This window comes from Kitasatospora sp. NPDC127116 (assembly GCF_042677365.1).
Taxonomy (GTDB): Bacteria; Actinomycetota; Actinomycetes; order Streptomycetales; family Streptomycetaceae; genus Kitasatospora; species Kitasatospora lactacystinica.
The window spans coordinates 1-12,516 of record NZ_JBHXTL010000073.1 but is presented as its reverse complement, the minus strand read 5'-3'; the positions used below and the strand labels follow the sequence as shown (position 1 = coordinate 12,516).

Annotated in this window: 11 protein-coding genes; 6 read left to right on the top strand and 5 right to left on the bottom strand. The window is 74.8% G+C overall.

Annotated features, from left to right (window positions below):
• Positions 1-7 precede the first annotated feature (7 nt).
• A complete protein-coding gene (locus ACFVHV_RS26640; protein WP_380354054.1) occupies positions 8-1,258 on the bottom strand; it encodes a cytochrome P450 in 1,251 nt (416 codons plus the stop codon).
• A 306-nt stretch (positions 1,259-1,564) separates the two neighbouring features.
• On the opposite strand from ACFVHV_RS26640, the gene ACFVHV_RS26635 reads away from it, so the two are divergent.
• From ACFVHV_RS26635 to ACFVHV_RS26610, 6 genes are all read left to right on the top strand, one after another.
• Positions 1,565-2,506 (top strand): TIGR01777 family oxidoreductase, encoded by a 942-nt coding sequence (locus ACFVHV_RS26635; protein ID WP_380354051.1) that lies wholly within the window; start codon positions 1,565-1,567, stop codon positions 2,504-2,506.
• Positions 2,507-2,630: 124 nt separating this feature from the next.
• The gene (locus ACFVHV_RS26630) at positions 2,631-3,512 is read left to right on the top strand and encodes a hypothetical protein (protein WP_380354048.1); all 882 of its coding nucleotides are present in this window, start codon (positions 2,631-2,633) and stop codon (positions 3,510-3,512) included.
• A 166-nt stretch (positions 3,513-3,678) separates the two neighbouring features.
• Positions 3,679-4,704, top strand: a complete 1,026-nt coding sequence (locus tag ACFVHV_RS26625) for a LuxR C-terminal-related transcriptional regulator (protein WP_380354045.1) — start codon at positions 3,679-3,681, stop codon at positions 4,702-4,704.
• A gap of 150 nt (positions 4,705-4,854) precedes the next feature.
• Positions 4,855-5,496 carry a hypothetical protein gene (locus ACFVHV_RS26620; protein ID WP_380354041.1) on the top strand — a complete coding sequence of 214 codons (642 nt, stop codon included), beginning with the start codon at positions 4,855-4,857 and terminating at the stop codon, positions 5,494-5,496.
• On the top strand, positions 5,496-6,143 hold the full coding sequence (locus tag ACFVHV_RS26615) for an RICIN domain-containing protein (RefSeq protein ID WP_380354039.1): 648 nt from the start codon (positions 5,496-5,498) through the stop codon (positions 6,141-6,143). The genes ACFVHV_RS26620 and ACFVHV_RS26615 overlap by 1 nt, the downstream gene beginning before the upstream one ends.
• 1,009 nt (positions 6,144-7,152) lie before the next feature.
• Positions 7,153-7,713 (top strand): hypothetical protein, encoded by a 561-nt coding sequence (locus ACFVHV_RS26610; RefSeq protein WP_380354036.1) that lies wholly within the window; start codon positions 7,153-7,155, stop codon positions 7,711-7,713.
• Between the two features lie 75 nt (positions 7,714-7,788).
• On the opposite strand, the gene ACFVHV_RS26605 is transcribed toward ACFVHV_RS26610, so the two are convergent.
• The 4 genes from ACFVHV_RS26605 to ACFVHV_RS26590 form a co-directional block, all read right to left on the bottom strand.
• A complete protein-coding gene (locus tag ACFVHV_RS26605; RefSeq protein WP_380354034.1) occupies positions 7,789-8,223 on the bottom strand; it encodes an SRPBCC family protein in 435 nt (144 codons plus the stop codon).
• A gap of 67 nt (positions 8,224-8,290) precedes the next feature.
• Positions 8,291-10,591 (bottom strand): condensation domain-containing protein, encoded by a 2,301-nt coding sequence (locus ACFVHV_RS26600; protein ID WP_380354032.1) that lies wholly within the window; start codon positions 10,589-10,591, stop codon positions 8,291-8,293.
• 63 nt (positions 10,592-10,654) lie between these two features.
• Positions 10,655-11,443: a 3-oxoacyl-ACP reductase FabG gene (gene fabG / locus ACFVHV_RS26595; protein WP_359913699.1), complete on the bottom strand. Its 789-nt coding sequence runs from the start codon at positions 11,441-11,443 to the stop codon at positions 10,655-10,657.
• A gap of 59 nt (positions 11,444-11,502) precedes the next feature.
• Positions 11,503-12,321: a BTAD domain-containing putative transcriptional regulator gene (locus tag ACFVHV_RS26590; protein WP_380354029.1), complete on the bottom strand. Its 819-nt coding sequence runs from the start codon at positions 12,319-12,321 to the stop codon at positions 11,503-11,505.
• Between the last annotated feature and the right edge of the window lie 195 nt (positions 12,322-12,516).

Below are 12,516 nucleotides of genomic sequence, written 5' to 3'. Positions count from 1 at the left end.
CAGCCGCTCAGAGCCGCACCGGCAGCCGCAGCAGGTGGAAGCCGTCGGCCGGCCAGTGGCCGAACTCCAGCTCGTCCCGGGCGACTCCCAGCGCCGCCTCCGGCCGCCGGATCACCACCTGCTCCAGCACCACCGAGGTGACCAGCCGGCCGAGGGCCGCGCCCAGGCAGTAGTGCGCGCCGTGGCCGAACGCCAGGTGGCCGTCACCGCGTCCGAACTCCCGGGTGATGTCGAGGCGTTCGGGCGCCTCGCCGTACTCCTGCGGGTCGTGGTCGGCGGCCAGCAGGGCGACGGTGACCGGGTCGCCGGCGCGCAGCGCCGTCCCGGCGAACTCGAAGTCCTCGGCCGCGTACAGGGTCGCGCCGATCCGGACCAGGGTGATGTGGCGCAGCAGTTCGGGGACGGCCCGCTCCAGCAGCTTCGGCTCGGCGCGCAGCCGGGCCAGCTGGTCGGGGTGGTCGAACAGGGCGAGCAGGCCGTGGGCGAGGAACAGGGCGGGCGGGGTGATGCCGGTGTTGATCAGCAGGACGACGATCGAGATCAGGTCGTCCTCGTCCAGCGGCTGCTCGCCCTCGCGGGTGTCGTGCACCAGGGCGGAGACGAGGTCCTCGGTGCGCTCGGAGCGGCGGCGGGCGACCAGTTCCCTGACGTGGTCGACGATGCCGACCAGGCCTTCGATCATCCGGCTGCCGTCGCCGTACGCGAAGTCGCGGATCCAGTCGCAGACCCGGGGCCGGTCGGCCTCCTCGACGCCGACCAGCTCGCAGACCAGGTGGGTGGTCAGCGGGTAGGCGAACTCGCCCAGGAGGTCGGCCGGTTCGTCCCGGGCGGCGAGGTCGGCCAGCAGCTCGTCGGCGGTGCGCTCGACGAAGCCGCGCAGGGCGGCGATCCGGCGGGCGGTGAAGGCGCGGGTCAGCGGCGCGCGGCGGCGGGCGTGCTCCTCGCCGTCGAACAGCGCGAGGTGGCCGGAGAGGTACTTGGCGTACTCGGCCGGGAAGCCGTCGAAGGCGGCGGCCATCAGTTCGTCCTGCGGGTCGGATTCTGCGCCGGCCGGGGTGGCGATGCCCGTGCGGTCCCGGACCAGCCGCGGTTCGGTGAGGGCGGCCTTGACGTCGGCGTAGCGGGTGACCAGCCGGACCGGGGTGTCCAGGCCGGGCAGGACGACCCGGGGCAGTTCGCGCTGTCCGCGGAAGCGGGCGTAGGCGCCGGCGGGGTTCTCGATGTCCTCGGGGGTGAGCCGGACGGGGGTGGTGGTCATGCCGGGTGCTCCTTCAGCGCTCTGCCGCCTCGTGGCGGGCTTTCCGATGGCCAGGAGCTTTCCGGGGTCCGCCTTCAACGCGGTTTCAGCACGGTTTCAGTCGCCCGGGGTCGCCCGGGGTCGCCCGGGGTCGCCCGGGGCCGCCCAGGGTCGGCGGGTCGGGCGGCGGGTCGGTCGCCCGGGGTCGGCGGGTCGGCGGCGGGTCCGAGTACGGATCGAGCGGCAACGGATCGAGCAGTGGAATTGAACGCGTTCAGAAGGGTGGGCTAGGCTGGTTCCGAGGAACCGAGGCACGAGGGGGAGCCCATGAAGGTCGTCATTCCCGGCGGATCGGGCGCGCTCGGGGCGCTGCTCGACCGGAGCCTGACCTCCGCCGGACACGAGGTCGTCGTACTGAGCCGCAGGCCCGCCGGGCCCCGGCAGGTCGGCTGGGACGGACGGACCCTCGGCGCCTGGGCGGCGGAGATCGACGGCGCCGACGTCGTGCTCAACCTCGCCGGGAGCAGCATCAACTGCCGCTACACGGAGACGAACCGGCAGGAGATGATGGACTCCCGGGTGCGGTCGACCCGGGTCGTCGGCGAGGCCGTCGCGGCCGCCCGCCGCCCGCCCGCGTCCTGGCTCCAGATGAGCACCGCCACCGTCTACGCCCACCGCCACGACGCCCCCAACGACGAGCGGGACGGCCTGATCGGCGGCAGCGAGCCCGACGCCCCGCCCGCCTGGCGGCACAGCATCGACGTCGCCCGGGCCTGGGAGCGCACCCAGGCGGAGGCGGACACCCCGCACACCCGCCGGGTCGCGCTGCGCACCGCCGCCGTCCTCGGCCCCGAACGCGGCGGCTCCCTCGACGCGCTCTCCTGGCTGGCCCGGCTCGGCGCCGGCGGCCCCGTCGCGGGCGGCGCCCAGTACGTCTCCTGGATCCACGAGCGGGACTTCGCCCGCGCCGTCGAGTTCCTGATCGCCCGCGAGGACCTCACCGGCCCGGTCAACCTCGCCGCCCCGAACCCGCTGCCCCAGCGCGAGTTCATGCGCGAGCTGCGGGCCGCCTGGGGCATGCCGCTGGCCCTGCCCGCCACCCGCTGGATGGCCGAGCTGGGCGCCTTCGCGCTGCGCTCCGACACCGAGCTGCTGCTGAAGAGCAGGCGCGTCGTCCCGACCCGCCTGCTCGACGCCGGCTTCGCCTTCGACCACCCGAGCTGGCCGGAGGCCGCCCGCAACCTCGTCCGGCGGCTGCGCGGGCGGTAGCCGGCCGTCGAAGCGCGGCGCCGAGGCTTCGTCACGGGGCCGTCACAGCTCTCCGCCGACGCTTGCCCGGGCCCGGCGGCTCCCGGGAGCGTGGAGCCACACACCGGGGACAGCAGGGGGCGGGATGCGGACGGTACGGCTGGCGTTCATGCGGCAGTGGGGAGGCAACATCGGGATCGGCCTCGTGCTGGCCGTGGTGGCGATGCCCGCGCTGGTCGGATCCGGTGCCACCGGCCCGGGCGAGGCCACCCTGATCGGGGCGCTGATCGCCGTCGCGGTGGCCGTCGCGGTGCCGCACACCTGCTGGCTGCGGGAGGACGAGCAGGGCCTCACCCTGGTCCGGCTGCTGGTTCCGCGCCGCTACCCCTGGTCGGAGATCCGCGGCCTGGTCATGGAGTTCGGGGAGGAGGTCGAGACCAGCGGCCACCACGTCACCCTCCGGCTGCGCCTCGCGGACCCGCCGGGCCGGTTCTGGGGCCCGCAGCTCGGCCGGATCGGCGTCACCGGGGACGACCTGCCGCGCGGCACCGAACCGCGCGCCCTCGCCGAGCTGTTCGCCGTGTTCGGCCGGCGCGGACTCCCCGTCGACCGGCCGGAGTTCGCGAACGAGGTGCTCCACGTCCGCGGGCTGCCGCCGCTGCCGTCCCGGCCGGTGCGCACCGTGCCGGCCGGTCCGGTGCCCACGGCGGCCCAGGCCTACGCGGACGCCCCGGGCGTCGAGGAGGAGGAGAAGGACCTGGCCGCCCGCCGCAGCACCGCCAAGAGCCCGCCCCGCAAGCGGCGCGAGTACCTGCTGCGCACCGCCGCCCGGGCCGACCGCCTGGCGCTGGCGGACGGTGACGAGGACATGGGGCAGGTGGTGGGGGCATGGATCGCGGCCGGGCACCTGACCGAGCACGACGGCGTCACCGCCGACGGCGACGACGCGCGCGCATACGTCCGCCAGCAGTACCTGGACTGGCGCCGGACCTCCGCCCGAGTGCGGCGCGGAGAGCGAAGCAGATGATCCATGAGCATTTCTGACGATATGACATCCTGTGCGGACCCGGACCCCCGTGCGCGGGAGGCGGGCGTGCCCGGACGCGTGGGTACGAGTGCGAACGGCATGCTAGCTTCCCGGCATGGGGCGATGCAGGGCTCGTGGGGTGGCGGCACGGTCGGCGATCGAGGGGATGAGGGAGCTCGCGGGGGCGGGGCTGACGGCTTCGGAGGTCTTCCGGCGGGCGGATGAACTGCTGCGCCCGGTGCTGGAGTTCGACGCGGTGTGCTGGCACACCGCGGACCCCGCCACCGGGCTGGTGAACTCGGTGCAGAGCGAGGACCTCGCCCTCGACGAGTTCGAGCACGCCGTACGCCTCGAAGTGTGGGCGGACGACGTCGCGACCTTTCCCAAGATCCGGCGCAGCGGGGTGCACGCCGAGACGCTGAGCCGGGCGACCCGGGGGCGGATCGAGGAGAGCGTGCGGTTCCGGGAGCAGGTCGCGCCCGCCGGGTTCGGGGACGAGCTGCGGGCGGTGTTCGACGCGGCGGGCGGCATGTGGGGGTGCGCGGCCTTCCTGCGGGCCCCGGACCGCGGCCCCTACCTGGAGCGACACCGCGAGCTCGCCGACATCGCCGCCCGGCACCTGGGCCATGCGCTGAGGGCGTGCCACGTGCCGGCCGGGGCGCCGGTGGAGGCGGATCCCGGGCCGGCCGTGCTGGTGCTCGACCGCCGCAACCGGCTGCAGGCCCTGTCCGGGCCGGCCGAGGAACTGCTCGCCCGGCTGGCCGACCCCACTCCGAGCTCCCTCACCGTCCCGACCAGCGTGGCGATGGCCGCCGAGCATGCCCGCCGGACGGCGCACGGGCTGGCCGTACCGCAGCTCCCGGTGCGGGTGCGGACCAGGGACGAGCGGTGGTACCTGCTGCACGGGGCCGCACTGCGCGGTGGCGGGGCGGAGGACGCGGTGACGGTGGTGGCCTCGCTCGCCTCGCCGGCCGAGGTGATACCTCTCCACCTGGCCGCGTTCGGGCTGACCGCCCGTGAGCAGGAGGTGGCACTGCTGCTGGTGCGCGGCGGCGACACCCGGGACGTGTCCCGGCTGCTCGCGATGACGCCGTACACGGTGCAGGACCACCTGAAGTCGGTCTTCACCAAGACCGGCGTGGGCAGCCGCCAGGAGCTGATCGCTCGGATCATGCTCGGCGAGGGGCTCTGACCCGCGCCCCGGTCGAGTGCGCCCCGCCACGCGCCCCCCAGAAATCTGGGATGGAGGGGGCCCGCCGCGACCGTGAAGATTTCCTTCACGAGGTTCACGTCATGTACATGGCGTCTCGCAGCGCACCCCTTCCACCGGAGGAGCATGCTCATGAGTTCGCGCACCAGGCGCACCAGGCGCACCGTCGTCACCTCGGGGGTCGCCGCGCTCGTCGCGGTGACCGGACTCGGCCTCGGCGCCGCGCCCGCGCACGCCGATCCCGTACCGCCGACCATCACCTGCGACCCGGCCCGTGACGTCTACTGGGACGACATCGTCTCGGCCCGGGTCGAGCCGACCATCACCGACTTCCTCGCGGTCGCGATCGTCCCGGGCACCACGGGCAGCTACACCAAGACCCTCAGCGAGGTCACCTCGGTGAGCACCACGGTCAACTCCAGCGTCGAGATCGGCACCGAATTCAAGGCGATCTTCGCCAAGGTGAGCGTCAAGGTCGGATTCTCGGTGTCCGACTCCCAGTCGACCACCCGCACCACCACCATCAGCGAGACCGTGAACTTCAACAGCCCCGGCTACTACGGCCTCTACCGCGGCACCCGGAAGGTCACCGGTCAGTGGGTGCGCTACGTCTGTGCCCGCGCCGGCAGTACCGGCTACTGGATCAACACCAGCCCGAACGGCCCGGGCTCCTTCACCACCTTCGACGTCCCGGAGCTGGGCACCGTCTCCTGTGCCCACCCGGAGACCCCCGGTTCCCTGCGCGCGGCCGCCCGCGCGCGGCTCGTCTGCTGATGACCAGAACCACCGAACCCGTCCGGCCCGCCCACTGCGAAAGCGAGTCCACGATGCCCCACCCGCACCGTCAGCGCTCCCGCGCCCGCCGCCCGCTGAACGTCCTCGGCACGGTGGCCGCCGCCGGCGCCCTGCTGTTCACCGCCGCCCCCGTGGCCCTGGCCGCCCCCGCGTCGGCGGGCGCCCTCACCGGCGATCCGGCGAGCAGCTACTCCTGCGATCCCGGGCTCTACCGCATCAACACCGCCGGCAACAGCCGGCCGCTGACCGTCGCGCTCTCCTCCGGGAACCACGGCTCGATCATCCAGTACTTCTGGGGCAACGAGTCGAACCAGAAGTGGCGCGTCTGTCGCAAGCACACCTCCGACGGCAGCGATCTGGTGTACTTCCAGGACGCCTGGCGCGGCTGGTGCATGGCCGTCGACCGGTGGGGTACGGAGAGCGGCACCTGGATCCTCACGGTCGGCTGCGGCGACGACATCCCCGCGAACCAGTCGTTCCGGGTGGCGAAGGTGGCGGGCACCAACCTGATCGCGCTGCAGGCCCAGCACTCCGGCAAGTGGGTCGCCGCCTCGGACCACAGCGACGAGATCCGCCAGGTGGTCCAGGACGGCAAGCCGGACCTCTTCTACCTCCAGGCCGTCTGACCGCCCGTCCGTGACACCGTCGGCGGGGCAGGCCGCTTCGCCCCCGCAAGGGGCCGGACGGAACGGCCGCCCCGCCGACGAGCCGACCGTTCCGGACGGGGATTCTCGCACCGCCGACGCCGAGCGGGGAGTCTCGCACCGCCGACGCCGAGCGGGGGAGAGGGCGACGCCGGGCGCCCGCGGCGCAGCCGCGAACCGCGCCGGTCCCGGCGTAGGGGCCTGCGCGTGCTGCGCCCTGTCATGTGCCGTAGGAACGTTCGACGCGGCGTCTACTGCGGGTCGGCGTTTGTCGCCCAGCTCCCCCGAGGCCGCCCCGGCGCGCTCCGGCCACCTCGTACGCTGGCGGCCGCCGATGCGAACGCATCGTGCGCACAAGGGGAGGAACTCGTGAAATCGCTCATGAGAAGGGCCCGTTGGCTGGGCGCGGCGGCCGGCGCGGGGCTGCTGCTGGCGCTCGTGCCCGGGGCCGCCGCGGCGCAGCCGGCGACCGCCGGGGCCGCGGGCAGCGCCGTGACCGCCGGGACCGCCCGCACCGTCACCGTGGGGTGGTCGGCCCCGGTCGCCGCCGTCACCCCCGACGGTGCCAAGGCCTATGTCGGGGTCATCGACAACGACAGCGGCCGCACGACGGTCCTCAAGGTCGTCGACACCGCGACCGGTGCGATCACCACCCGACTCACCCTGTCCACGACCCCGTGGACCTACGTCGGCTCGCTGGCCGTCAGCCCGGACGGCACCCGGCTGTACGCGGCCGTCGGAACCTCCCGCCTGGTCACCGTCGACACCGCCGACGACACCGTCGTCGCCGACGTCCCGATCCCGGACCAGCCGCGCCCCGACGGGTACGTGCCCGGCACGGTCGGCTCCCTCGTGGTCGCCCCCGACGGCGCCGGCGTCTACCTAGCCCAGCGCGGGCCGCAGCAGCGCTACGGCGCCCGGGCGGGCCGCGTCCTCGCCTACTCCACCGCCGCCCGGGCGTTCACCGCCTCGCTCGACCTCGCCGACTTCGGTGTCGGCTCGATCGTCCTGCGCCCCAACGGCCAGGACGCCTACGTCACCACCGCGGCCGGCCTGGTCCACCTGGCCGCCACCCCCACCCCCCACCTCGCTCACCACCGTCCGAACCTTCACCGAGGGCCACGGGGCCGGCGGCAGCGCGGTCCTCAGCCCCGACGGCAGCACGCTGTACGGCATCGGCGGCTCCGATTCCGACTACATCGTCGACACCGCGACCGACACGGTCACCTCGGGCTTCCACTTCGCGCCGGGGCACGGATCCCTGCGGGCCCCCGTGATCAGCCCGGACGGGCGCCGCCTTTACGTGGTCAGCCAGAGCTCCGGCATCATGGGCCCGGGCACACCATTCCCACCCGGCCCGTACTACTCCAGCGTGATCCTCTCCTACGACACCGAGGCCGGTGCCCTCGTCCCCGCCGAGGCCGCCTACCCGCCGAGCGTGGGACTGACCGCCACCCTGAGCCTCGGCCCCGACGGCCACACCCTCTACCTCGCCGGTGACATCTCCCCGACCGTCGGGGTGCGCGCCGGCCTCGACATCATCACCCGCTGACACCGCCGCGGCCCCGACGGGCCGGGAAGCAGAGGCACCCGACGACCCGGCGGGTGCCCGTTCCGGCCCGGCCGCCTACGCGCCGAGCAGGCCGTCCAGCACCCGGCCGAAGACCAGGCGCCCCGTCCGGGCGAGGACGGGATCGAGCAGTCGCGGCACGCCGGCGACCGCCAGCTCCTCCGTCCAGACCGCCGCACTGCCGCCGCCCACCGCCCGGACCCGCAGCTCGGCCCAGCCCCGCACCGGCCGGCCGCGTTTGACCAGCAGGCACCGCCCGTCCCGCCCCGGGCCGGGGGCGACCAGCCCGGTGAGCTCCATCGGGTCGTCGAAGCGCAGCGGTCCCAGGGCCGTCCGGGCCAGGACGACGTCGCCCGCCGCCCGGCCGGTGCCGCGCACCACGGAGACCCGGGTGAACGGCACCCGATCCCCGTGCCGGGACCAGGCCGTCAGCCGCTCCCAGCACTCGGTGGGCGGCAGCGGCGTACAGCGGATCAGGACGAAGCGGGCCACGGTCGTCACCCTAGCCGCGGCCGGCCCCGGGCCGCAGCGCGGCGGCTCCAGCGACGTCGCGGCGGCTCTAGCGACGTCGCGGCAGCTCGCCCAGCAGGCCCGCCACCGCGGCCAGGTCGCCGCCCCGGTCGAGCAGCACCACCAGCGGCGGGTGGTGCGCCGGCGCTCCCAGCCGGGCGATCTCGCACGCGGTGACCCCGAGCCCCGGCGGGGCGACCAGGGCGATCGGCGCGCGGGACTCCAGCAGCGGCCCGAGCACCGGGCGGTACGCGGCCGCGGGCGGGTCGCCCCCGGCGGGGCGCAGCACGCCGAGGGCCTGCGGGCCCGGCCAGCCGCGGGCGGCGCCGGGGTAGCGGGTGTGCGGGGCGCCGGTCGGGGGCAGCAGCAGGACCCAGCCCGCGCCCGGGCGGGCGGCCCGGCGCAGCATGTCCAGCCGAACCGCCGGGGCGGCCGGATCCCCGCCCGGGGAGCCGGTGTCCGCGGGCTCGCCCAGCCGGGGCGCCGGCCGGCCGGCCAGGGTGGTCCGCAGGACCTCGGTGGTGCCCAGCCCGCTCGGCAGGTCCGGGAATGAGCGCAGCAGGTGGGTGCTCTGGTCGAGCAGCTCGGCGGCGTCCCGGTCGGCGAGCAGGGCGCGGTCGTGGGTGGTGGTGAGGACCAGCCCGCCGGTGGCGTCGTAGTGGGCGGCGAGCGTGATCGGGTAGGAGGTGAGGGTGCCGGCCGGGACGGGGCTCTCCACGTGGATGCCGTGCGCGGCCAGGTCGGTCTCCAGCCGCAGGTGGTGCGCCGTGGCGGGCCGGTGCTCCAGCACGACCAGGGAGTTCGGCCGCTGCCCGCGCGCGCCGGGTGTCCAGCGGTGGGCCTGGCCGGGTGCGACCCACTCGTAGGCCGCGAGGTCGAGCACCCCGTCGCGCAGCGCCGCGAGCAGCTGCGGCACGGTGGTGCCCGGCTGCACCCGGACGGAGATCGGCAGCGGGTTGCGCAGGGCGCCGGGCAGCCGGTCGATGCCGTCCAGCGGGATGCCCCGGCCGGAGACCGTCACCGCGAAGCCGACCCGTACCGCCCGGGCCGGGCGGCGGGGCCGGTCGCTCTGCTCGGCGCGGTACAGCAGCAGCGCCCAGGCCGCCTGGAGCGCGCTGCTCTCGCCCGCGCCCCAGGCGGCCGCCCAGCCGCGCAGCCGGACCGCCTCGTACGGGGTGAGGCGGCGCCGGGCCCGGCCGCTGCCGCGCCGGTGCGGATCGGGGGCGAGCGGCAGGACGGGGGTGGCGGGCGGCCGGGTGGACCAGAACTGCCGTGCGGCGTCGGTGCCGCGGCCGGCCAGCCAGCGGGCGTGGTCGCGCAGGTCGGGGCGGCGCTCGCCGCCGGGCAGGACGCCGCCGGTCAGGTAGGCGCGGTAGAAGGACTGGAGCAGCAGCCGCACGCTCCAGCCGTCCAGCATCGCGTGGTGATAGGTGAGCAGCACCCTGGTGGCGGGGCCGTCCTCGGCGTGCGGCGGGTCGTCGACGAGGGTGGCGCGCAGCAGGGCGGGGCGGCGCAGGTCGAAGCCGCGCCGGCGGTCCGCGGCGAGCAGGTCCTTCCAGTCGGTGGCGTCGTGCCGGTGCCGGGTCACCTCGGGGGCGGCGTGCTCGTGCAGCACCATCCAGGGGTCGTCGGTGCCGTCCTCGTCCCAGTCGAAGGCGGCGCGCAGCACCGTCTCGTGGTCGAAGACGGACTGCCAGGCCGCGGTGAAGCGTTCGGTGTCCAGTGGCCCGTGCCAGTGCCAGGACAGCTGCTCGACGTGCCGCCCGGCGGGCTCGGCCGCGTCGATGACCTGGCGCAGCAGCTCCCGCTGGAGCGCGCTGGTCGGTACGGTGACCGGCTCCGGCGGGTGCGCCAGCGCCTCGCGCAGTTCCTCCAGCACCCCGGCGGCGCGTGCGGGCGGGCCGGACGCGATGCCGACGAACAGCCGCCGGCCGCCGCCCGGGGCACTGCCGTGGCCGGCGTCCTCGACCAGCACCGCCCGCAGCCGGGGACCGGCGGCCAGGCTGCGCCCGAGGTCGGCGAGCAGCTGGTCGAGCGCCTCCGGGCCGTCCACCGTCCGCTGCCACAGCAGTTCCGTCGCGGGCCCGGCGGAGTCCTCGGCGGCGACGGTCCGCAGTGCGGCGCGCAGGGCCTGCGCCGGGTACGTCCGGTGCAGCTGGACCAGGACGAACTCCGGTGCCCGGCCGCGCCGTTGGGCGGTCTGCCGGGGCCGGGCGGCGGTTCCGGCCAGCGCGGCGCGCACCGCCCCCGCGTCCAGCGGCCCGGGCGGACGGCCGACGGGCAGGCAGGGCGCTGGGGCGCCGGTCACCCGCAAGGTGACGGGTGCGCTGGAGAACTGACGGTTCGTCATGGCTGATCAGCGGGCACCGGAGCCCTCATCCTTCCCGTGGGCCGGCCAGGATCGCGCCGGGGGTTACTGGGTGGCGAGCCCGCCGCAGACGTTCAGCGCCTGGGCGGTGATGCTGGCCGCGGTGGGGCTGGTGAGGTAGCCGGCCAGCGAGGCGACCTCCTCGGGCGTGGTGTAGCGGCCGAGCGGGATGTGCGTCGTGAAGTGCTGGTGGATGGTCTCGGGGGTGGTGTTGTAGGCGGTCGCGTACTCGTGGTGGATCCTGGCGGTGTGCGGGGTCTGGACGTAGCCCGGGCAGATGGCGTTGACGGTGGTGCCGGTCGGTGCCAGCTCCTTGGCCAGCGCCCGGGTGAAGCCGATCACGGCGTGCTTGCTCGCGGTGTACGGGGCGCCCAGGGTGACGGCCTGCTTCCCGGCGGTGGACGCGATGTTGATGATCCGCGGGTGCGTGGTGGTGGTGATGTGGCCGTGCCGGAGGGTCTCCCGGGTGACCAGGAAGACGGCGTTCAGGTTGGTGTCGATGACGTCGTACCAGAGGTCGTCGGTGGTGGTGGCGGTCGGGCCGCCGCCGGTGCGGCCGGCGTTGTTGACCAGGACGCTGATCGGGCCGTGCTCGGCCACCGCGTGCCGGATCAGTTCGCCGACCTGGGTGGGGTCGCGGACGTCGCAGGTGAGGCCGTGGGCCTGGTGGCCCTCGTCGCGCAGGGTGGCGAGGGCCTGGTCGATGTCCTTGGCGGTGCGGGCGCAGATGAAGACACGGTGGCCGCGGCTGCCGAGTTCGCGGGCGATGGCGAGGCCGATGCCGCGGGTACCGCCGGTGATCAGGGCGAGGGGTTTCTCGGGTGCGGTGGTCATGACGCGTCCTGTGGGTGAGGGCTGGGAGAGGTCTGTGGGGACGGCCGTCCGGACGGGGCTCAGGCCGAGTACAGGTTGTAGGTGGTCGGGTGGGCCGTGGTGGGTGTGTTGAGGGTGGGGTCCAGGGTGAGGATCGCGTGCTGGAGGTGCTGGAGGTGCGGGGAGGGCTGGATGCCGAGTTCGCTGGTCAGCCGGTGCCGCAGGTGGTGGTAGGTGGTCAGGGCGCTGGTCTGCCGGCCGGCCCGGTAGAGCGCGACCATGGCCTGGGCGTGCAGGCCCTCGTGGTGCGGGTGCTGGTGGGTGAGGTGGGTGAGCTCGGGGATCAGCTCGTTGTGCCGGCCGAGCCGCAGGTCGGTGTCGATGCGGCGTTCCAGGGTGACCAGCCGGCTCTCCTCCAGCCGCATGATCTCGATGGCGAGGATCGGGCCGGGCCGGACGTCGACCAGGGCGGGTCCGTGCCAGAGGGCGAGGGCCTGGCGGAAGTGGGTGGCGGCCTGGTGGTCCTGGCCGTGGTTGAAGGCGTGCTGGCCCTGGGTGGTCAGCAGGTTGTAGGTGTGGACGTCCAGGTTGTCCGGGTGGGTGGTGAGCTGGTAGCCGCCGTGCCGGGTGGTGAGGATGTCCTTGGCGGTGGTGTGCGGGGTCGGCCCGAGGGCCTGGGTGATCCGGCGGCGCAGTTGCAGGATGTACGTCTGCATGGTGGTGAGCGCCTGTCTGGGAGGGTCGTCGCCCCAAATCTCCTCGATCAGGGTGGCCGTCGGCAGGATCCGGTTCGGGTAGAGCGCCAGGAGGGCGAGGATCTGGCGTTGCTTGGCGGCGGTGGGGACGACGGAGATGCCGTTGAGGTCGGCGGTGAGGGGGCCGAGGACCCTGAGGTGCATGGCGGTTCTCCTCTCGTGCGGGGGTCGGGGACTCGTGGAGCCGGTGACGTGTGAAGGCGGGGACTCGTTGCCGCGGGGACGGCAACCTCGTTCGTGCGGAAGGGCGTTCGAGTCAGCGGGATGGTGGGGTGGACGCGTCGCACCCTAGTTGCGCCCGGCGGCGGTGGCCGGATTCCTCAAGTGCCCGTCGAGCGG